Here is a 20450-nt window from a genome sequence, read left to right as displayed (position 1 = left end):
TTACCCATCGCAGGAGATTCATCCATGCCCCGTCAGACAGCCAAGGACTTCCATCCCGAAGTCCTTCAGCTTTTCGATAAATTTGTGCACGGCCTCATTCCTCGTCGTGAATTCCTTAAATCAGCCGGTAAATATGCGGTCGCCGGCCTGACCGCCGAAGGCCTGCTCAATGCCCTGAATCCGCGCTTTGCCGAGGCGCAGCAGGTCAAGCCGACGGATGCCAGGATCAAGGGCGCTTACGTCGAGTATCCGTCGCCCCAGGGCAATGGGACGATCCGCGGCTATCTTGTCCAGCCGGCGCAGGCCAAGGGGAAGTTGCCGGTCGTGCTGGTCGTCCATGAAAACCGCGGCCTGAATCCGCATATCGAGGACATCGCCCGTCGCCTGGCGCTCGACAACTTCATTGCCTTTGCGCCGGATGGTCTGTTTCCCCTGGGTGGTTACCCTGGCGACGAGGACAAGGCGCGCGAGCTCTTTCCGAAGCTCGACCAGGGCAAGGCGCGGGAAGACGTCATCGCGGCATTCGGTCACCTGAAGCAATTGCTCGAAGGCAATGGCAAGGTCGGTGTCGTCGGCTTCTGCTACGGCGGCAGCATTGCCAACGTGCTGGCGACCAGGATTCCTGACCTGGCCGCCGCCGTACCGTTCTATGGCGCACAGCCGGCGGCTGAAGATGCGGCAAGAATCAAGGCGCCGCTGCTCATCCACTATGCCGGTGAGGACACCCGGATCAACGCTGGTTGGCCTAAATACGAAGAGGCGCTGAAGGCGGCCGGCGTCAAGTACACGGCCCACATTTACCCGGGCGTTCAGCATGGCTTCAACAACGATACAACGCCGCGTTTCGACGAAGCGGCTGCCAAGCTGGCCTGGCAGCGAACGGTTGGCTTTTTCAATACGCATCTGGGTAGTTAGGGAATAAAGCGGGGCTTTCATTCCCGCCCTGGCGGGCCTCACGTTTTCAGGCCTTGCCTGACCTGCTTTTCATTCAATTCAAGGAGTATCAATGAAGTACGTTATCAGTTCGCTGCTTGCTGCGCTGTTGTTGTCCTGTTCGGCCGGGGCATTTGCCCAGCAGGCCGGTGCCAAGCCCGAGCAGTTGATCAAGTGGCGCCAGTCGGTCTATCAGGTCCTGGGCTGGAACAGTGGCCGGATCAAGGCAAATGTCGACGGGCAATTCAACAAGGAAGAGGTCGTTCGCTCGGCCAATACCATTGCTGCGTTGGCCAACAGCGGTATCGGCGCACTCTTTGCGCCGGGTACGGAAACCGGCAAGGGGTGGAAGGAAACCGCCACCAAGCCCGAGTTTTTCAAGAATCAGCAAAAGGTTGGCGAACTGGCCGGCAACTTCAATCGCGAAGCCAACGAACTGGCCAAAGTTGCAGCCAGTGGCGACAGTGCGGCTATCAAGGCCCAGTTCGGCAAATTGAGCCAGACCTGCAAGGCCTGTCACGACGATTTCAAGGTCAAGGACTGATTCGGCACTGCAAATTTTTTTCCTCGAAAGCCCCGTCACCTTCACCGGTGTGCGGGGCTTTTTTTGGCCTGGTGCCGGCAATTTTCTGCTGGTTCCCGGAATTGCCGGTGTTTCGGGAGAAGCACCCGGCTCGCCGGGCTGCTGCGTCCGCATCAGTTATTGCTTTGGAATTTCTTTGAAGAATTGGCCCGGGCAGCTTCCGTTGTGGAGAATTTCTAAAAAACATCAATAAATTCATATTGTTAAATGTTTTTTTCGACGAGGAGCGGACGGCGCTTCAGCGTGGCACACGCCTTGCGATGAAGGTGGCAGCTTGCTGCGGCAACGAGCGACGGGCCTGATTGATCCGTCAACAACCGGTACTGGAATCGCAGCAATGTACATCGATCATTTTTTGACTTGGAGAAACATCATGAAAAAACAACTTGGCATTCTCGCAATGATTGGCGCGGGCCTGTTTGCCGGTAGTTCGGCGGTTTATGCCCATCATGCCTTTGCCGCCGAATTCGACGGCGAGGCGCCGGTTGAAATCAAGGGTAACGTTACCAAGGGGCAGTGGGTTAATCCGCACAGCTGGCTGTATGTCGACGTCAAAAATGCCGATGGAACGGTAACCAATTGGGGCTTTGAATTCGGTTCGCCGTATGCCCTGCAGCAACGCGGTCTGGATAAGAGCGTCCTGCAGCCGGGCGTCGAAGTGACGGTCAACGGCTTCCGTTCGAAGAGTGGCAAACCGTATGCCTACGCGGTGACGATCAAGACGGCTGACGGCAAGGTGTTCAAGACCGGTGGCGCTCAGGATGCGCCGGCCCCGGCGGGCACCTGATACGCATTTGACCGTTGATCACAGGATCCCGTGGAGAACAATCCCTTGAATACAAAGCACCAGGCCGCCAGCGGCCTTTTAACTAATTGCGACCGGAAATGCCGTACCGGATGGTCGAAATACTTCTTGGCCGTGGCCTTGGTGGCGAGTCTTTCCGCCCTGTCCGTGGTCAGCGGTGGTGAGGCATTTGCTGCGCCATCGGGCAAGATCCCACGTCTCGCCAATGGCAAGCCGGACTTTTCCGGCATCTGGCAGACGACCAGTGCCGCCGACTACGACCTCGAACCCCATTCGGCACGCCGTGATGGAACGCAACCCGTGCCGTCCGGACCGGGCGTCGTTGAGGGCGGCGAGATTCCCTATCTGCCGAACGCACTTGAGCAGAAGAAAAAAAACTTCGCCGAGCGGGAACGCGCCGATCCACGCAACAAGTGCTACACGCTCAGCGTGCCGCGCAGCGTCTATTACCCGGAGCCATTCCAGATCTTCCAGCGGGCCCGCGATCTGACCATCCATCATCAGTTCGGCCATTCGGTGCGCACCGTGCATACCAACAACACCGAGCATCCGGCTGACCCGAACGACTGGTGGCTGGGCGACTCACGCGGCAAGTGGGAAGGCGATACGCTGGTTGTGGACGTCAAGCATTTCAATGACCAAACCTGGCTCGACCGCGCCGGCAACTACCACAGCGATGCGCTGCATGTGGTCGAACGCTGGAAGTACCTCGATCCCAATACTGTCGAGTACAAGGCCACCATCGAAGACAAGAACGTATTCAGTCGTCCCTGGGATATCTCCGTGATCCTGCATCGCCATCGCGAGAAGAACTTCCAACTGGTCGAGAACTACTGCTTCACGCTCGATTACGACAAATACTATCCGGTGCCTGTCGAGCAATGACGGCTGCGAACTATCGAACAGGTGAGAAACTTATGAACACTATCGTTAATTTCCGGAGTTTGCGGATTCCTGCGCTGGTCGCCGCACTCTTCATCGCCGCGCCAGTTGTGGCCAGCGCTGCCGAGGAGCCGTTGCCCAAGTTCCAGCGTGAAAAAACCGTTTTCAAGGTCGACGAGGGCAAGTGGAAAGGCCCGCACCTGCCTGACGGACAGCCCGATGTGCAGGGTGCCTGGTCGAATACCATCGGCAACCACTCCGATCTGACCCAGTCTGGTTCCTACACCGAGCGAAATCGCCGCGAAGGGGAAGCCCCTGCCAGGCAGGTGGTCAGAGCGCCGAGCCGGATCAGCGATCCGGCCGACGGCAAGGTGCCATTCCAGCCCTGGGCAAGGGAAAAGGCCGATGAGTTCGCCAAGCATCTGCTCGATCCGACCAAGCCGGAATATATCGAGCCGCTGGCCCGTTGCGCCCCGGCCGGTCCGTCCAAGTCCTTCATGTGGCATGGCTTCGATATCCGCCAGTACAAGGATTACGTTGTTTTCCTGTTCGACTCCGGGACACGGGTGATCCATCTCGACAACAAGCCGCATCTGCATCAGAAGGTCAAGCTGTGGAATGGCGACTCACGCGGTCACTGGGAAGGCAACACGCTGGTCGTCGATGTCGCCAACAACAACGGCAAAGGACGTTTCGGGCGGTCCGGCGAATTCTTCAGCGAAAACGCCAAGATCACCGAGCGCTACGTCTTCGACAGCGATCGGCAGAAATTCCTCTACCACGCGACCTACGATGATCCGACGGTATTCACCCGTCCGTTCACCATCACCATTCCCATCCGCCGGGTCGAGAACTTCGCTCACGACAACTGGAACAACATCCTCTTCCCGGCCAAGCATGCCGGCAAGGAGAAGATTCTGGAACGCTACGAGCAGATATGTACCGAGAACAACGGCGGCCACGGCAATGGCGGCGTCCGTTGATCTGAACCTGCGCTGACCTCCGGAACGGGAAGAGGCTCGGCCTGCTGTGCTGGCATTCATCTGCTGGTACAGCGGGCCTTTTGTTGTTTGGTGAATCGAGTAAAAGATGGCTTCGCCACCACCGGGCTTATTGATCGCCGCTCTGTTATCAGGCCTCCTGTCTGCATCTGCCGCGGAGGAGAACAGGCCGGGGGCCGAGATTTATCAAGGCAGCTGTATCATCTGCCATAGCGCTGGCAAACATGATGCACCCCGTTTTGGTGAGCATGAGGCTTGGCAGCATCGGGCGGAGCAGGGGCTGGACACGCTCGTTCCATCAGCCATGGCCGGCCTGCGCAAAATGCCGCCGATGGGCGCCAACCCCGCATTGAGCGACATCGAGCTGGCCCGCGCGGTGATCTACATGCTGAATGCGGTCGGCAGCCAATTTGGCGAGCCGACTTCGGCTGAACTGAAGGTGTGGCGGGGAATTGCCGATGATCGGCGAAAACGACGCTGATCCTCTCGTCGGAGTATGCGGAACGATGCAGCTGCAAGTTGGTGTGAGTTAGGTTTGCAGGCTGTCTCGTCATCGGACTTTACGGCTGGTCGCTTGACGGCGGCAAATGAGGGTAGGCCAAACTACGGTATCATTCACCCTTTTTGGGCAGGCAGTGCCTTGCCTTTTTGAACGACTCTGAAGGATTTTTCTCCTTATGTTCGATGCAGTCCGCAACAGTAAAAGAATCGTCCAGGTATTCCTCGCGCTGATCATCCTGCCCTTTGCATTTTTCGGCGTTGATTCCTATCTGGGCGGTGTGAATTCCGGCGACGACGTGGCCAAAATCGGTGACGTCAAGATCACCCAGCAACAGTTCCAGCAGGCACTGCGCGATCAGAGCGAACGCCTGCGCACCCAGCTTGGCGAGCAATTCGATGCAAAATTGCTCGATGCGCCGGAAGCGCGCACGGCTATCATCGATGACCTGGTCAACCAGCGCCTGTTGATGATCGAGGCCAACAAGAAGGGCCTGTTCGTCGGTAACGATGCCATTCGCCAGACGATCGGTTCAATCGACGCATTCAAGATCGACGGCAAGTTCTCCAGCGAACGTTACGAGGCGGCCCTGCGCGCCCAGGGCATGACCCCGGCCAGTTTCGAAGCCCAGTTGCGGCAGGACCTGACGTTGCAGCAACTGGCCGGTGCCATTGGCCAGTCCGGCGTGCTGGCCCATACGGTCAGCGACCGCATGCTGGCGCTGCAGACGGAAAAGCGCGAAGTGATGGAGCTTCGCCTCGGCCTTGACAGCTATCTCGACAAGGTCAAGCTGGCCGATGGTGCGGCCCGCAAGTTCTACGACGAGAACAGCAAGCAGTTCGAACTGCCCGAGCAGGCCAGGGCCGAATATGTGGTGCTGTCGATGGAAACCATCGGCGCTCAGCTGGCGGTTACCGAAGCCGAAATCAAGAGCTGGTATGACGGCCACAAGGCGCAGTTCCAGCAGGCCGAAGAGCGGCGCGCCAGCCATATCCTGATTGCCTCGGAAAAGCTCGGCAAGGACAAGGCAAAAGTCCGGGCCGAGGAAGTGCTCAAGGAAGTCCGGAAGAACCCGGCAGATTTCGCCGATCTGGCCAAAAAGAATTCGGATGACCCGGGTTCCGCCTCGAAGGGCGGCGATCTTGGTTTCTTCGGTCACGGCATGATGGTCAAGCCGTTTGAAGATGCCACCCTGGCGCTCAAGGAAGGCGAGATTTCCGGCGTCGTCGAATCCGATTTCGGCTTCCACATCATCAAGCTGACCGGCATTCATGCCGCCAAGGAAAAGCCGCTGTCCGAAGTCCGCGGCCAGATCGAGGAAGAGCTGAAAAAGGCCGCCGCTTCGCGCAAGTTCGCCGAAGCAGCCGAAGCATTCAGCAATACCGTATATGAACAACCCGACAGCCTGAAACCGGTGGCCGAGAAGTTCAATCTGAGCGTCAAGCAGTCCGACTGGCTGGCTCGTCAGGCCAATCCGGCCAATGGTCCGCTCGGTAACGCCAAGCTGCTGGCGGCCTTGTTCTCGGATGATTCGATCAAGAACAAGCGCAATACCGAGGCCGTCGAGATCGCGGCGAATACGCTGGTTGCAGGTCGCCTGATCGACTACAAGCCGGCCGCGCTGCAGCCCTTCGACGGGGTCAAGAGCACCATCGAGACCATGCTCAAGCGCCAGGAAGCCCAGGCGCTGGCCAAAAAGGATGGCGAGGCCCGCCTCGAAGCCTTGAAGAAGGGTGAAGACAAACTGTCCTGGAGCGCTGCCAAAAGCGTTTCCCGGATCGATTCACGCCTGATTCCGCCAGCTGCCGTGCCGGCCGTTTTCCGGATGGATGCCGCCAAGCTGCCAGCCTATGCCGGCGTCGAATTGCCCGGTTCCGGCTATGCCCTGTTCAAGCTGAGCAAGGTCAATGCCGGCGAGAAGATTGACGATGCCAAGCAGCGGGCCATGCTCGATCAACTCGGCAAGATGGGCGCCCAGGAAGATGTCCGGCTTTATCTGGCCGCGCTGCGTGGCCGCTACAAGGTCGAAATCAACAAGGCCGCACTGGAAACCAAGGAAAAGTAAGCAATGAAACGGGCCGGCAACGGCCCGTTTTTTCGGAAGATTTCCGGCAATGAAAAACGCCGACCGGTGCAAACCAGGTCGGCGTTTTGTTTGCCGCTTGAGGCGTCCCGAAGGAATGCTCCGGGGACTGGAAAATCAGGCGGGTAGCGGGTCAGCGTTACCGAGCGCCGTGGTATTCATGCCACCATCGACGTAGAGGATTTCGCCGGTGATGCCGCTGGCCAGGTCGGAGAGCATGAAGGCAGCGGCGTTGCCGACTTCATCGATGCTCACGTTGCGACGCAGCGGAGCATTGTGCGAATTGTAGGAAAGTAGCTTGCCGAAGTTGCCGATACCGGAGGCAGCGAGCGTCTTGATCGGGCCGGCCGAAATGGCGTTGGCACGGATGCCTTCGGGGCCGAGGCAGAAGGCCAGGTAGCGGGTAGCCGCTTCCAGGCTGGCTTTGGCCAGGCCCATGGTGTTGTAGTTCGGCATGGTGCGCTCGGCGCCGAGGTAGGAGAGGGCGAGAGCGGCGCTCTTGCGACCCTGCATCATCGGACGGGCGGCCTTGACCAGCGCCGGGTAGCTGTAGGCGGAAATGTCGTGGGCGATGCGGAAGGCTTCGCGCGAGATGCCATTCAGGAAATCGCCTTCGATGGCTTCGGTCGGGGCGTAGGCGATGGCGTGCACCAGGCCGTCCAGGCCATCCCAGTGCTTGCCGAGTTCCGCGAACAGGCTGGTGATTTGTTCGTCGCTAGCGACATCCAACGGGAAAACCAGCGTGCTGTCGAATTCGGCGGCGAATTTGGTGATGCGATCGAGAAAGCGCTCGTTCTGGTACGAAAAAGCCAGTTCGGCCCCTTCGCGATGGCAGGCCTTGGCAATGCCATAGGCAATGGAATGCTTGGACAGCAGACCGGTGATCAGAATCTTCTTGTTGGCGAGAAAGCCCATGTGTTGTTCTCCCTTAGGGGTTTAGCCGCCGAATTATAAAGCATCACATGTTCGGATAGGTTGGTCCTTCGCCGCCTTGCGGGACTACCCAGTTGATATTTTGCGTCGGATCCTTGATGTCGCAGGTTTTGCAATGTACGCAGTTCTGGGCGTTAATTTGCAGACGCGGATTGTTGCCTTGCTCGTCGCGCAGAATTTCGTAAACGCCGGCCGGGCAGAAGCGCTGTTCGGGCGCATCGTACTGCGCCAGATTGACGCTGATCGGAATCGCGGCGTCCTTCAGTTGCAGGTGGCAGGGCTGATCTTCCTCGTGATTGGTGCTCGACAGGAAGACTGACGACAAGCGGTCGAAACTGAGCACGCCGTCCGGTTTCGGGTAGGCGATCGGGGTGCATTCGGCGGCCGGCTTCAGCTTGGCATGGTCGGGGACCGTGTTGTGCAGGGTCCACGGCGCCTTGCCACCGAAAACCAGCTGGTCGATACCGAACATCAGCGAGCCGAGTTTCAGACCCTTGTTCATCCAGGGCTTGAAGTTGCGCGCCTGATGTAATTCTTCGTGCAGCCAGCTGTTCTTGAACGCTTCCGGATAGGCGCTCAGCTCGTCGCGCTGGCGTTCGTCGGCCAACGCGGCAAAGCATGATTCGGCGGCCAGCATGCCGGACTTGATGGCGCAGTGCGAACCCTTGATACGCGCCGCATTCAAGAAGCCCGCATCGTCGCCGACCAGCACGCCGCCCGGGAAAATCAGCTTGGGCAGTGCCTGCAGGCCGCCGGCGCTCAGTGCCCGGGCGCCATAGGCGATGCGCTTGCCGCCTTCGAGGAAGCTGCGGATATTGGCGTGCGTCTTAAAACGCTGGAACTCCTCGAACGGCGACAGGTGAGGGTTGCTGTAGCCGAGCCCGACGACGAAGCCGACGGCCACCTGGTTGTTTTCCAGGTGGTAAAGAAAACCGCCGCCATAAGTGTCCGGCGCCATCGGCCAGCCACCGCTATGGACGACCAGACCCAGTTGGTGTTTTTCCGGCTTGATTTCCCAGAGTTCCTTGAGACCGATGCCGTAAGTCTGCGGATCGGCGCCGTCGCGCAGATTGAATTGCGCTTCGAGCTGCTTGCCGAGATGGCCGCGACAGCCTTCGGCGAAGAAAGTGTATTTGGCGTGCAGTTCCATGCCGGACTGGAAGTTCGGACCTTCGGAACCGTCGCGCAGGCGGCCCATGTCACCAGTCGCGACGCCCTTGACCGCGCCGTTTTCATCGAACAGCACTTCCGAGCCGGCAAAGCCCGGGTAAATCTCGACGCCGAGCGCTTCGGCCTGTTCGCCGAGCCAGCGACAGAGATTGCCCAGCGAGATGACGTAATTGCCTTCGTTATGGAAACACTTGGGGAGCAGGCTATTCGGTATTCTGGTGGCGCCATCTTCGGAGAGGATGAAGAAGCGGTCCTCGGAGACCGGCGCATTGAGCGGGGCGCCATCGGCCTGCCAGTTGGGCAGCAATTCGGTCAGGGCGCGCGGGTCCATGACGGCGCCGGAAAGAATATGGGCGCCGATTTCGGCGCCTTTCTCGATCAGGCAAACGGCAATCTCCGTGCCTTTTTCCGCCGCCAGTTGTTTCAGCCGAATGGCCGAGGCCAGGCCGGCCGGGCCGCCGCCGACGATGACGACGTCGAATTCCATGGCTTCGCGTTCCATGATGTCTCCTCGATTTGATTTATTGTGACGCTATTGACAATACGGTACAGTATGGAAACGCATTGATCAACCCCTCGCGCTTTTCAGGAATATGGAAGAGAAAAAGAAACTTATTCACGTGTGCAAGATGCCCATTCGCTGGGGCGACATGGATGCTTACGGCCATGTCAACAATACGGTCTATTTTCGCTACATGGAGCAGGCACGCGTCGAGTGGATCGAGGCGATGAATATTCTGGTGCGCCCGGGCGGGGCCGGGCCGGTCATCATCAATGCCAGCTGCACCTTCCTGATTCCGATGAGCTACCCCGGCCGTGTTGAGGTCCGCACTTTTACCGGCCCGCCCGGCCGTTCCAGCGTGCAGACTTATGTGGAAATGTATATCGAGGGCGACGAGCGCCTGTATGCCGAGGGTGCGGCCAAGGTGGTGTGGATGGATACGCAGACCGGAAAGTCCGTTCCACTGCCGGATCACGTGCGGGCAATGCTCGAAGCAGAGTAAACTCGCAGCCCATCCTGTCGCCAACTTCGAACCACATGGGCCAACGAAAAATCTGGGAAAAACTGCTGTCGGCGGATCGTCCGGGGGCCGGCAAGGCGCCGGGCACGCCGGAGCGGACGGCCTTCCAGCAGGACTACGACCGTATCGTCTTCACCTCGGCCTTTCGGCGCCTGAAGGACAAGACGCAGGTTTTTCCGCTATCCAAGAGCGATTACGTGCGCACCCGCCTGACGCACAGCCTGGAAGCAAGCTGCGTCGGCCGTTCGCTGGGCGCCGTGGTCGGCCGCGAAATCATTGCCCGGCATGGTTTGCAGCATGTCGAATCCGGCGATTTCGGGGCGATTGTCGCGGCGGCCTGCCTGGCCCACGACATCGGCAACCCGCCCTTCGGCCATGCCGGCGAGGATGCGATCCGCGAGTGGTTTCGTCAGTCCGGCCTGCTCGATCGTCATCCCTTCACCCCTGCCCAGCGCGCCGACTTCGAGCGTTACGAGGGCAATGCCCAGGGTTTCCGCATCGTCACCCGGCTGCAAAGCCCGGCCAATCCCGGTTTGCAGCTGACCAGCGCGGTGCTCGCCACGTTTACCAAGTATCCGCGGCCGTCGCATCTCGAGGCCGAGCTGGACGGCAAAAGCAGCAAGAAATTCGGCTTTTTTCAGCAGGATGCCGAGGCTTTTCGGCGCGTCGCGCAGTCGACCGGGCTGGTCGAACGCCTTCCCGGCACCGCCTGGCGCCGCCATCCGCTGGCCTTTCTGGTCGAGGTGGCGGACGACACCTGCTATCTGATCGTCGATCTGGAAGATGCCGCCAAGCTCGGTTTTGTGCCCTATCGCGATGCCGAACTGTTGCTTGCCGATCTGGCCGGCAATACGGTTAACGGCGGCCGGCTGGATCGCCTGCACGATCCGAAGGAGCGGCTCGAATATCTGCGCGCCAAGGCCATCGGCCGCTTGCTGGAAAGTGCCGCTGCAGTATTTCTGGAAAACGAGGATGCCATCCTCAAGGGCGAGTTCGATGACGAATTGCTGACCCAGTCGCCGGCCTTCTTTCCCTTGCAGGCGGTTTTGAAGCTGGCCAAGGAGACGATCTACACGGCCCGTCCGGCGCTGGAAATCGAAACCGCCGGTTTCGAGGTGCTGGGTGCACTGCTCGGCCTGTTTACCCAGGCGGTCGAGGCCGGGGCAGGGCATGCCCGGTTCACCACCCGCGAACGCATGTTGCTCAAATTGCTGCCGGCCCAGTTCCTCGGTCATGGCGGCGAGCCGGATGCCGACCCGTATATTCGCCTGCTGCAGGTGGCCGACTTCGTCGCCGGGATGACCGATTCCTACGCGGTCGATATGTACCGCAAGCTCAAGGGTGTCGATCTGCCGACTTGAGCGGCTACTGCAGGGCCGCCAGGAAGCGGGCGCGGGCTTCTTCCAGTGCCGGTCTGGACGCTGCATCGACCAGGCGGGTAGAGGTCCGGTAGAAGGTATCGAAGGCCGAGAGGACAAGGCTTTCGCTCAGCTTGCCGCGCCCGGCGGAAGTTTGTTCCGGGGCCGGAGGGTCGAGCGCTTTGAGGGTCGCGGAGCGGGGAATGATCTGCTGTCCGCCGTTTTCCGAGCGGGCGGTCAGCGGCCCGGTTTTGACGAAGACCCGGCCCTGGTATTCGAAGCGGGCGCCGTTGGGGAGTTGCTGCAATTTCATGCGGTGATTTCCAATCCGGAGGATGACCGGATATTAGCCCATTCTCCGCTTGCCAAAAACCGGATACTGTACAAAAATACAGCCATAGGTTTTTAGCGGAGCAGACCATGAAACTCACGCCACGTCAGCAGGAAATTCTCGACTTCATCCGGAGCACGCTGGAAGTGCTCGGTGCGCCACCGACGCGCATGGAGATTTCCCACGCCTTCGGCTTCGCTTCACCCAACGCTGCGGAAGATCACCTCAAGGCGCTCGCCAAGAAGGGAGCCATCGTCCTCGAACCCGGTTCGGCGCGCGGCATCCGGCTGGTCGAGCAGCTTGGCTTGCCGTTGATCGGCATGGTGGCGGCCGGTTCGCCGATTCTTGCGGTGGAAAATGTACAGGGCCGCTATGCGCTCGATGCCCAGTTGTTCAGCCCGCGCGCCGATTACCTGCTCAAGGTGCGTGGCCTGTCGATGATCGATGCCGGCATCTTCGATGGCGATCTGCTCGCCGTGCATAAAACCGCCGAGGCGCGCGACGGCCAGATCGTCATCGCCCGGGTGGCCGAGGATGTCACCGTCAAGCGCCTGAAGCGGCGTAACGGCCTGATCGAATTGATTGCCGAAAACCCGGATTACGAGCCGATCATCGTCAATCCGGCCGAGGTCGATTTCGCCATCGAAGGCGTTGCCGTCGGCTTGATTCGCGGGGCGATCAGCAGCTTGTCATGAGCGCAGTGGCGTTACCGGCCACGTTGGCGGAGGTCCTGGCCAGAGGCGATATCTGGCGCGGCGACACCCTGGCCAGCCTGCCGACCAGCGCCATCCCGAGTGGTCATGCCGAACTCGATGCCGAATTGCCGGGTGGCGGTTGGCCACGTGGCAACCTTACGGAAATCCTGATCGACCGCAGCGGTCTCGGCGAAATGAGTTTGCTGTTGCCGGCTCTGGCGCGGCTATCGGCCGAAGGCGGCTGGCTGGCTCTGGTTGCCCCGCCGTGGTTGCCGCATGCACCGGCCTGGGCGGCGGCCGGGCTGGCTCTCGATCGGCTGGTCGTCGTCCAGGCCGGCAAGCAGGCCGCCTGGTGCTGCGAACAACTGCTCGCCTGTGGCGGCTTTGCCGGCCTGCTGGTCTGGCCGGAAGCCGGTATCGGCGCCCAGGCGCTGCGGCGTTTGCAGGTCGCTGCCGAAGGTCAGGCCACTTTTACCTGCCTGTGGCGGCCGCTGACACAGGCCGCAGTCCCGTCGCCGGCGCCTTTGCGCCTGACTTTGGCGACGAGTGAAAACGGTTTGTCGGTGCAGATCCTCAAGCGGCGCGGCCGACCCGCGGCGCGCCCGCTCAATTTGTCTTTGCCCCGTCCCGGGAGATCGTCACGTGCTCTGGCTGGCCCTTCACTTTCCCTTGCTACCGCTCGAGGCCCTGCCGCTGCGGCAGTCGCCTAGCGCGGTCGTCAGTCGCGGACGGGTGCTGGCCTGCGACCGGCAGGCAGCAGAGGCAGGGGTCAAGAGCGGGCAAAAGCTGTCGACGGCGCTCGGCCTGCAGCCCGGCCTGGCCGTTTTCGAGCGGGAAGCGGTGCGCGAAAACGGCGCACTGGAAAGCCTTGCCTGCTGGGCCGGGCGATTCACGCCGACACTCAGTCTGGCGCCACCGAATACCTTGCTGCTGGAAATCGGTGGCTGCCTGCGCCTGTTCGGCGGCGTGGAACCGATCGTCGACGCGGTCCTTGCCGGTTGTGCCGAACAGTGTTATTCGCCCACCTGGGCGGTGGCGCCGACCGCGCTCGGCGGGCGCTGGCTGGCACAGGCCGGAGCCGGCGCCATTTATCGCGAGCCGGCGGCCATGCAGGCGGCGCTGGCCGGCTTGCCATGCGCCGTTCCCGGCTGGCCGGCCGAGGCACAGAGTCGGCTGGCCTCTTTTGGCCTGAAACATCTCGGCGATCTGCAGGCCTTGCCCGCCGCCGGTTTGCGGCGGCGGATCGGCAGCGAGCCGGTCGACGATCTGTTGCGGGCGAGGGGCGAGCTGCCGGACCCGCAACAGCCTTTCGTTTTTCCCGAAAGCTTTGCCATTGAAATCGAGCTGCCGGCCCGCGTCGAGCGTGCCGAGGCGCTGGCCTTCGCCGGACAGCGACTGTTCGCCGCGCTGGCCGGCTGGCTGCATGGCCGGCAGCTGTTGGTCCGCGCCTGTACGCTGCAACTGAAGCACGATGATGGCTCGCTCACTGCGCTGGTTCTGCGCTTTGCCGAACCGGCGGCTGACGAGGGGCGTTTTCTCCGTCTGCTGCGCGAGCAGCTTGCCCGGCTGCACTTGGCCGCGCCGGTTGAGGTCTTGCGGCTGCTCGCCGATGAAGTCGAGAACAAGCCGGGAGCCAGCGCCCATCTGTTCGACGCGGCACCGGTCGGCGAGGGCGCGTTGGCTTGCCTTGAGCGTCTGCGGGCGCGGCTTGGCGAAGCAGCCGTCCAGATGCTCGGCGAGAAAGCGGATTACCGGCCGGAGTGCGCCAGTGTGCACCGCGATGCCGCAGCGGATGTTGCCCAGCCCAAGCCGTCGCCACCGCCGGCCGCCGCCATGCCGCCCCGGCGCCCGCTGTGGCTGCTGCCGGCCCCGCAGTCGCTGGCCGAACGGGCCGGTCAGCCGCATTGGCATGGTCCGCTGAAGCTGCTGTCGCGCGCCGAGCGGCTGGAAAGCGGCTGGTGGGACGAAGGGGAAGCCGCCGCGGCCGGCGATGTGCGGCGCGACTATTTCGTGGCTCGCAACCCGCAGGGGCAATGGGCCTGGGTGTTTCGCGATGCGCAAGGATGGTACCTGCATGGCCTGTTCAGCTGAACAACTCCCCGACTACGCCGAACTGCACTGCCTCTCCAATTTCACCTTCCTGCGCGGCGCTTCGCATCCGGATGAGTTGGCGAAAAAGGCGCTGGCCCAAGGCTATCAGGCACTGGCGCTGACCGACGAGTGTTCGCTGGCCGGCGTCGTGCGGGCGCATCTGGCGGCGCAAGCGGCCGGCCTGAAATTCATTATCGGCAGCGAGATGACGACTTCGGATGGCCTGAAGCTGGTCTTTCTGGCTGGCAACCGCCATGGCTACGGCAACCTGTCGGCGCTCATTACGCTGGCCCGGCGGCGCGCGGAAAAGGGCGCCTATACCCTGCAGCGCAACGATCTGGAGGCCATTTCGCCGAGCGGTGCGTTGCCCGATTGTCTGGTGCTCTGGGTTCCAGGGGCTGCGCCTTCGCTCGACGATGGGCGCTGGCTGGCGGCGCGCTTTCCCGGGCGGGCCTGGCTGGCCGTCGAACTCCACGCCGGCCCGGATGATGCGGCCCGATTGGAATGCCTGCAGGACCTCGGTGCAGCGAGCGGCCTGCCGCTGGTGGCGGCGGGCGACGTGCATATGCATGGGCGTTCCCGGCGCCCGGTACAGGATGTGCTGACTGCGCTCCGACTGAAAACGACGGTCTTTGAGGCCGGTTACGCGCTTTATCCGAATGGCGAGCGGCATTTGCGCTCGCGCTTGCGCCTGGCCCGTCTCTATCCGCCCGAGCTGCTCGCCGAAACGCTGAAAATCGCCGCCCGATGCACCTTTTCGCTCGACGAACTGCGCTACGAATACCCGGAAGAAATCATTCCGGCCGGCGAAACACCGGCTTCCTGGCTGCGCGCCGAAACCGAGCGCGGCCTGGGGCGGCGTTATCCGGATGGCGTGCCGGACAGCGTGCGCGAACGCGTCGAGCACGAGCTGACCCTGATCGGCGAAATGAACTACGAAGCCTATTTCCTGACCGTCTACGACATCGTCTGCTTTGCCCGCAGCCAGCACATCCTCTGCCAGGGGCGGGGCTCGGCGGCCAATTCGGCGGTCTGTTACGCGCTCGGCGTCACTGAGGTCGACCCGGCCCGCTCGGCCTTGCTGTTCGAGCGCTTCGTTTCCAAAGAGCGCGGCGAACCACCGGATATCGACGTCGATTTCGAGCACGAGCGGCGCGAGGAGGTCATCCAGTACATCTACGGCAAATACGGCCGCGATCGGGCGGCGCTGGCTGCCGCGCTGATCACCTACCGGACCAAGGGCGCCTTGCGCGATGCGGGCCGGGCGCTCGGCTTCGGCATCGCCCAGATCAATGCGCTGACCGCCTCCCTGGCCTGGTGGGACCAGCGCGAACAATTGCCGGAGCGCTTCGCCGAACTCGGCCTTGACCCGACGGCGCCGCGGGTCGAGAAATGGCTGGCCATTGCCGCCGCCCTGCGCGGTTTTCCCCGCCACTTGACGCAGCATGTCGGCGGCTTCGTCATTTCGCGCGGGCCGTTGTCGCGGCTGGTGCCGGTCGAAAATGCGGCAATGGAAGCGCGCAGCGTCATCCAGTGGGATAAGGATGACCTCGATGCGATGGGTCTGATGAAGGTCGATGTCCTGGCCCTCGGCATGTTGTCGGCGATTCGCCGGACGCTCGACATGGTCGGCGAGCGCCGCGGCCGGCCGTTCGCACTGCAGGCCATTCCGCCGGAAGACCCGGCCACCTACGAAATGCTTTGCCACGCCGACAGCATGGGCGTCTTCCAGGTCGAGTCGCGGGCCCAGATGGCCATGCTGCCGCGTCTGCAACCACGCAACTTCTACGATCTGGTGGTCGAAGTGGCGCTGGTCCGGCCGGGGCCGATTCAGGGCGACATGGTGCATCCCTATCTGAAACGGCGGCAGGGCAAGGAAAAAATTGAGCAGATTTCGCCGGCCGTCGATGCCGTGCTGGCCCGCACATATGGCGTGCCGATCTTTCAGGAACAGGTCATGCAACTGGCGGTCGTTGCCGCCGATTTCACGCCCGGCGAAGCCGATCAGTTGCGCCGGGCGATGGCCGCCTGGAAGCGCAAGGGCGGGCTCGAGCCTTTCGAGCAGAAACTGCTGGCCGGCATGGCGGCCAATGGCCTGCCGGAAAGCTTTGCCCGGCGGATCATCGCCCAGATCCAGGGGTTCGGCGAATACGGTTTTCCCGAGTCGCACGCCGCCAGTTTTGCCTTGCTGGTCTATGCTTCGGCCTGGCTGAAGCGCCATGAACCGGCGGCCTTCCTGTGCGGTTTGTTGAACAGCCAGCCGATGGGTTTCTATTCGCCATCGATGCTGATCCAGGATGCCCGGCGGCATGGGGTCACGGTGCTGCCGCCGGACGTCGCGACCAGCGACTGGGACAGCCGGCTCGACGAAAATGGCGCGGTGCGTCTCGGTCTGCGCGAGATCGGCGGATTTTCCCAAACGGCCGCCCAACGCATTGCCGCGGCAGATCGCCGGCAACAGCCTTTTGCCAGTGTCGCCGACCTGGCGGCGCGGGCCGCTCTGTCCCGGCGCGATCTCGACCTGCTCGCCGCGGCCGATGCCCTGGCCAGCCTGGCCGGCCACCGCCGGCAGGCCGCCTGGGCAGCGAGCGTCGAAAGAACGGCGCCACCCAATAAAGGATGTCTTCAGGGCGATCTGTTCGACGGCTTGCCGGTACGCGAAAGCACGGCCGAACTGGCGGCGCCGAATGCCGGGGAAAATCTGGTGGCCGATTACCGCAGCCTCGGCCTGACGCTGCGCGAGCATCCGCTGACGCTGCTCCGCGAGCATCTCACGGCGCGCCGCTTCGTCATGGCTGCCAGCTTGCGCACGGCTGGCCAGCGGGCCTTGATCCGCACCGCCGGCATCGTGGTTGGCCGACAGCGACCGGGAACCGCGACCGGCATCGTCTTTGTCACGCTGGAAGACGAAAGCGGGCTGGTCAATGTCGTCGTCCATCCGCAACTCGTCGACAAGCAGCGGCGCGAGCTGCTCGGCTCAGCCTTGCTCGGCGTCTATGGACAGTTGCAGAAGGAGGGCGAAGTGGTGCATCTGGTGGCCAAGCGGCTGGTCGACCTTTCCGCCTGGCTCGGTCGGCTGGAAACGGTCAGCCGCGACTTTCACTGATCAGTGCTGCCAGCGTCGCCACCGACCGCAGGTGCTCGCGGGCGCCTGCGTCCTTGGCTTCGAGCACGATTCCATACTTTTTCTTCAGGGCCAGCACCAGTTCGAGAGCGTCGATCGAATCCAGCCCGAGGCCATCCTCGGCGAAGAGCACCGTGTCATTGCCGATCTCGGCCGGCGTGATGTCTTCGAGATTCATCGTTTCGATGATGAAAGCCTTGAGTTCCGCGTGCAGTGTTTCCATGTCTCAGTTCAGTTTCTTGCGTAGCTGGAAGCCGGAAAAACCCAGCCGTTCTTCGTTCTCTTCATTGATCAGGCGCAGCGTGTCGCCGCGTCCGCTGCCCAGGCCGGCGGTCACCGCCTCGTTCTCGGAAACCGGCTGAAAGCCGATGCGCAACAGCAGTTCGGGTTTCTCCGGGAAGCGCATTTCGCCGACCAGCAGGCCGTCGTCTTCCTTGAGGATGATATGGTCGGGGGCCGGGCCATCGATCTTGTCGATGATTTCGTAGCGCCCGATCAGCTGCAGGAATTTTTCCGGAATGGCGCTTGGTGTCAGCTTCTCGCCGAACATCAGCGATTCGCCGCCGATGCGCCCGACGACGATCTGCCGTCCGTTAACCGTGGCAATCGACAGGCGGATATCCTCAAAAGCCCCGACCCGCACCGGCACCATGCCGAAGACCTTGTACTTGAGCGTGAGCAAGCCGTCTTCGTGCGGCACCAGCTGGAAATGATGGCCGACCGCATCGGCATCGATCTTGCCGGATGCGGTGGAAACCTTGGCCAGTCCGACCAGCGTATCGAAATGGCCGTTGAAGAATTGCAGTTCCTCGCTGTTCGGGGCGCGCTCGGGGGAACGGACCACTGGGGTCGGCGCCGGGCGGATGCCGGTCTTGGCTTCGAGCATCAGGCGCAGCGCTTCGGTGGCGATTTTCGAAACGGAAACCGCCGAGGTCGCCGAGTTGGAGAGCACGACGACGCCCAGCTTATGCTCCGGCAGCAGCGCCATCATGCTGTGCGAATCGGGCAGCGAGCCGCCATGGCTGGCGACCGGGCCGCCGCCTGGCACTTCGATGCCGCTCATCATCCAGCCGAGGCCGACGTATTGCTGAAAAGTCAGCGGCAAATCCTTGTTCTGGACGCGGAACATCTCGCGCACCGTGGCGCCGGACAATACCTGCCGGTCGCCGGCCTTGCCGTCGGCGAACTGCATCTTGATGAACTGGCCGAGATCGACGACATTGCTCAGCAGGTTGGCGGCCGGCATGTCGCGCAACGAGAAGACTTCAACTTCCTGGTTGTGATCGTAGGCCTTGGCAATCGCCCGCGAGGCGAAGCTGCTCTGGGTCATGCCCAGCGGCTGAAAGAAATGGCGTTCCATGTAATCGTTGAACGGTTCGCCGCTGACTTTCTGGACCGTCGCGCCGAGCAGCGCCATGCCGACGTTGGAATAGGAAAAGACGAAATTGGGCGGGAAGGTCAGGTGTTCGTCGCGCAGTTCGTCGACCACCGTTTCAAAACGCCCCGGCTCGCGGACGAACATGCCGCGCAGGAAATTGGAAGGCAACCCGGAATGATGGCTCATCACGTTGCGCGGTGTGACCGGCCCGGCATTGGGAAAGCGGGTTTTGATGGCAAACTCGGGCAGGGCGGCGGCCAGCGGCTGGTCGATGTTGATCTTGCCCTGTTCGGCCAACTGCATGGTGGCGGCGGCGGTAAATACCTTGGCAATCGAGCCGGCGCGATAAACCGTCTCCGGCGTCGCCGCAATATCGTTTTCGCGATCGGCGAAACCGAAACCCTTTTGCCAGACGATCCGCTGATCATCGACCAGCGCGATACTGATGCCGGTGATCTCGTTGGCCGCCATCTCGCGGTCGATCAACCAGGAAAGATAGTTTTGCGTGTGCCGATAATCGCCGCGGCTGCTGCCTTCCGAAACCGGCGGCGGCGTGGCGCAGGCAGCGAGCAGCAGCAGAGTGCTGGCGACGAGCGGAAGAAGGCGGCTGGACATGGAAAAAAGCTCTCACGGTGGGTTGGCGACGCGGCGCGCGATTATAAATCAGATACCTAGGCTCGCCGCAGGGGAAAATAGCTGACAAATTCAGTCGAGTATTTTAAAATTCGCCCTCGTTTGAAAAGGGAGATTTGGCTTCATGTTCCGGTATCTGCGTGAGGATATCCGTGCGGTTTTTGACCGCGATCCGGCAGCCCGCTCGTTCTGGGAGGTGCTCACCTGCTATCCGGGCATCCATGCCCTGATCCTGCATCGCCTGGCGCACTGGCTGTGGGGCCACCGGCTGCGCTGGCTGGCACGTTTTACGGCACATCTGGCCCGCTTCTTCACCGGCATCGAAATCCACCCGGGAGCCACCATCGGCCGGCGCTTCTTCATCGACCACGGCATGGGCGTGGTGATCGGCGAAACAGCCGAAATCCACGACGACGTGACGCTCTACCACGGCGTTACGCTGGGCGGCACCTCGTGGCACAAGGGCAAGCGTCACCCGACGCTGGAAAATGGCGTGGTGGTCGGGGCCGGCGCCAAAGTGCTCGGGCCGATCACGATCGCCGCCGGCGCCAAGATTGGCTCCAATGCCGTCGTCACCAAACCGATGCCGGCCGGCGCCACAGCGGTCGGCAATCCGGCGCGGATTCTCGACAACTCGGAGCAAAGCCGGCAACGCCAGGCGCAAGCCGAAAAAATGGGTTTCTCCGCCTATGCCGTCGGGCGCGATCAGGACGATCCGCTGGCCAAGGCCGTTCATGCGCTGCTCGACCACGCGGCCGAGACCGACCGTCGCCTGACCTCGCTGCTCAAGGAGCTGGCAGAGCAGGGCGTCAAGTGCGACAACGAAGTGCTGGCGGCCGATCGCTTCGATCCCAATTACCTGAGTAAAATAGTTGACTAATTTGCTGCGGCTTCGTTATAGTTGACCATAATACTAGGTTATTAGCGGG

19 protein-coding genes are annotated in these 20450 nt (G+C 61.9%); 14 read left to right on the top strand and 5 right to left on the bottom strand.

The genetic code is table 11. From position 1 onward, the window contains the following. The first annotated feature begins 24 nt into the window (after positions 1-24). The 7 genes from KI611_RS11040 (at position 25) to KI611_RS11010 (ending at position 6768) form a co-directional block, all read left to right on the top strand. A complete protein-coding gene (locus tag KI611_RS11040) occupies positions 25-915 on the top strand; it encodes a dienelactone hydrolase family protein (protein ID WP_226414289.1) in 891 nt (296 codons plus the stop codon). Positions 916-1006: 91 nt separating this feature from the next. Beyond that, positions 1007-1477, top strand: coding sequence for a c-type cytochrome (locus tag KI611_RS11035; RefSeq protein ID WP_226414286.1), 471 nt, complete (start codon positions 1007-1009; stop codon positions 1475-1477). Between the two features lie 412 nt (positions 1478-1889). Beyond that, positions 1890-2303 (top strand): DUF6152 family protein, encoded by a 414-nt coding sequence (locus KI611_RS11030; RefSeq protein WP_226414282.1) that lies wholly within the window; start codon positions 1890-1892, stop codon positions 2301-2303. Between the two features lie 126 nt (positions 2304-2429). Continuing rightward, the gene (locus tag KI611_RS11025; protein WP_226414278.1) at positions 2430-3206 is read left to right on the top strand and encodes a hypothetical protein; all 777 of its coding nucleotides are present in this window, start codon (positions 2430-2432) and stop codon (positions 3204-3206) included. 32 nt (positions 3207-3238) lie between these two features. Continuing rightward, positions 3239-4186: a hypothetical protein gene (locus tag KI611_RS11020; protein WP_226414275.1), complete on the top strand. Its 948-nt coding sequence runs from the start codon at positions 3239-3241 to the stop codon at positions 4184-4186. 106 nt (positions 4187-4292) lie between these two features. Next, positions 4293-4685, top strand: a complete 393-nt coding sequence (locus KI611_RS11015; RefSeq protein WP_226414272.1) for a c-type cytochrome — start codon at positions 4293-4295, stop codon at positions 4683-4685. Positions 4686-4881: 196 nt separating this feature from the next. Then, positions 4882-6768 carry a SurA N-terminal domain-containing protein gene (locus KI611_RS11010; protein ID WP_226414267.1) on the top strand — a complete coding sequence of 629 codons (1887 nt, stop codon included), beginning with the start codon at positions 4882-4884 and terminating at the stop codon, positions 6766-6768. 135 nt (positions 6769-6903) lie between these two features. On the opposite strand, the gene fabI is transcribed toward KI611_RS11010, so the two are convergent. Together fabI and KI611_RS11000 are read right to left on the bottom strand one after the other, a co-directional pair. Continuing rightward, complete coding sequence (gene fabI / locus KI611_RS11005) at positions 6904-7701, bottom strand: enoyl-ACP reductase FabI (protein ID WP_226414263.1); 798 nt, start codon at positions 7699-7701, stop codon at positions 6904-6906. Positions 7702-7744: 43 nt separating this feature from the next. Beyond that, positions 7745-9391: an electron transfer flavoprotein-ubiquinone oxidoreductase gene (locus tag KI611_RS11000; RefSeq protein WP_226414259.1), complete on the bottom strand. Its 1647-nt coding sequence runs from the start codon at positions 9389-9391 to the stop codon at positions 7745-7747. Between the two features lie 91 nt (positions 9392-9482). Here KI611_RS11000 and KI611_RS10995 point away from each other — a divergent pair, with 91 nt between their 5' ends. Continuing rightward, positions 9483-9893 (top strand): acyl-CoA thioesterase, encoded by a 411-nt coding sequence (locus tag KI611_RS10995; RefSeq protein WP_226414254.1) that lies wholly within the window; start codon positions 9483-9485, stop codon positions 9891-9893. A gap of 35 nt (positions 9894-9928) precedes the next feature. Then, entirely contained in the window at positions 9929-11272 is a 1344-nt protein-coding gene (dgt, locus tag KI611_RS10990) for a dGTP triphosphohydrolase (protein ID WP_226414249.1), read from the top strand. 4 nt (positions 11273-11276) lie between these two features. Here the strand turns inward: dgt and KI611_RS10985 are convergent, their stop codons facing one another. Next, positions 11277-11582 carry a hypothetical protein gene (locus KI611_RS10985; protein WP_226414246.1) on the bottom strand — a complete coding sequence of 102 codons (306 nt, stop codon included), beginning with the start codon at positions 11580-11582 and terminating at the stop codon, positions 11277-11279. 107 nt (positions 11583-11689) lie between these two features. Here KI611_RS10985 and lexA point away from each other — a divergent pair, with 107 nt between their 5' ends. Genes lexA through KI611_RS10965 form a run of 4 tightly spaced genes read left to right on the top strand, consistent with a single transcriptional unit; the run spans position 11690 to position 17492 of the window. Beyond that, on the top strand, positions 11690-12295 hold the full coding sequence (lexA, locus tag KI611_RS10980) for a transcriptional repressor LexA (protein ID WP_226414242.1): 606 nt from the start codon (positions 11690-11692) through the stop codon (positions 12293-12295). Beyond that, complete coding sequence (gene imuA / locus KI611_RS10975; RefSeq protein ID WP_226414218.1) at positions 12292-13005, top strand: translesion DNA synthesis-associated protein ImuA; 714 nt, start codon at positions 12292-12294, stop codon at positions 13003-13005. The genes lexA and imuA overlap by 4 nt, the downstream gene beginning before the upstream one ends. Next, positions 12938-14386 carry a Y-family DNA polymerase gene (locus KI611_RS10970; RefSeq protein WP_226414215.1) on the top strand — a complete coding sequence of 483 codons (1449 nt, stop codon included), beginning with the start codon at positions 12938-12940 and terminating at the stop codon, positions 14384-14386. Before imuA ends, KI611_RS10970 begins: the two co-directional genes overlap by 68 nt. After that, positions 14370-17492, top strand: a complete 3123-nt coding sequence (locus KI611_RS10965; protein WP_226414212.1) for an error-prone DNA polymerase — start codon at positions 14370-14372, stop codon at positions 17490-17492. Before KI611_RS10970 ends, KI611_RS10965 begins: the two co-directional genes overlap by 17 nt. Here the strand turns inward: KI611_RS10965 and KI611_RS10960 are convergent. Further along, on the bottom strand, positions 17473-17733 hold the full coding sequence (locus KI611_RS10960; protein ID WP_226414208.1) for a phosphopantetheine-binding protein: 261 nt from the start codon (positions 17731-17733) through the stop codon (positions 17473-17475). The genes KI611_RS10965 and KI611_RS10960 overlap by 20 nt on opposite strands. A 3-nt stretch (positions 17734-17736) precedes the next feature. Continuing rightward, on the bottom strand, positions 17737-19503 hold the full coding sequence (locus tag KI611_RS10955; RefSeq protein WP_226414205.1) for a serine hydrolase domain-containing protein: 1767 nt from the start codon (positions 19501-19503) through the stop codon (positions 17737-17739). 142 nt (positions 19504-19645) lie between these two features. Between KI611_RS10955 and cysE the strand changes: the two genes are divergently transcribed. Then, positions 19646-20401: a serine O-acetyltransferase gene (cysE, locus tag KI611_RS10950; RefSeq protein WP_226414202.1), complete on the top strand. Its 756-nt coding sequence runs from the start codon at positions 19646-19648 to the stop codon at positions 20399-20401. The last annotated feature ends 49 nt before the right edge of the window (positions 20402-20450 follow it).

Source organism: Dechloromonas denitrificans, from assembly GCF_020510685.1.
GTDB classification, from domain to species: Bacteria; Pseudomonadota; Gammaproteobacteria; order Burkholderiales; family Rhodocyclaceae; genus Azonexus; species Azonexus denitrificans_A.
This window is presented reverse-complemented; position numbering and strand designations above follow the sequence as displayed.